The 651-nt window shown below is 45.2% G+C and carries 1 protein-coding gene; it reads left to right on the top strand.

Annotated features, from left to right (window positions below; all coding sequences use genetic code 11):
- Window positions 1-63 precede the first annotated feature (63 nt).
- A partial coding sequence (locus D1831_RS14285; protein WP_125073460.1) for an IS30 family transposase occupies window positions 64-651 on the top strand: 588 nt, incomplete at its 3' end.

Here is a 651-nt window from a genome sequence, read left to right as displayed (position 1 = left end):
GGCCCAAAGCAATCTCTTACAATGGTAGTAGTTAATTCCAACCAGCTATAAGGAGTGATTACTTTGGGTACTTCTACTTTATCACGTTTTCAACGTGGTGCGCTAGCTCAACTGGTCAGTGAAGGCCATCATACTTACCAAGATATGGCTGACGCCTTAGGCGTTGCCAAATCAACTATTAGCTATGAATTAGATCGGGTCAAACCCTATGATCCCGAATTAGCGCAACAAGACGCAGATCATAAAAGGCGGGCTTGTGGTCGCCATTCAATTCTAACGCCATCATTGACAATTTTAATTACCAACCACCTACGTTTAACTTGGTCACCAGAAGCGATTGCGACAGCTTTTAACCTGAGCACCGCTTCAATTTATAACTGGCTTAAGCTTGGCTGGTTACCTTTCAACTTGGCTGATCTACCTAATCGAAATGTCCGACAGCGCCGAGCTAATGAGCATCGTGGCACATTTACAAGTGGGACTTCCATTGAACAACGACCAAAATCTGTCAATCAGCGATTAGCTTTTGGTCATTGGGAAGTCGATACGGTACTTTCTAGCCGAGGTCAGTCACGAGCATGTTTGGTCACTTTTGTAGAACGTAAAACCCGGCTTCTATGGGCTATCAAAGCCCCTAATCGCACCGCCAAG

Source organism: Lactiplantibacillus garii (assembly GCF_003885105.1).
Taxonomy (GTDB): Bacteria; Bacillota; Bacilli; order Lactobacillales; family Lactobacillaceae; genus Lactiplantibacillus; species Lactiplantibacillus garii.
This window is presented reverse-complemented; position numbering and strand designations above follow the sequence as displayed.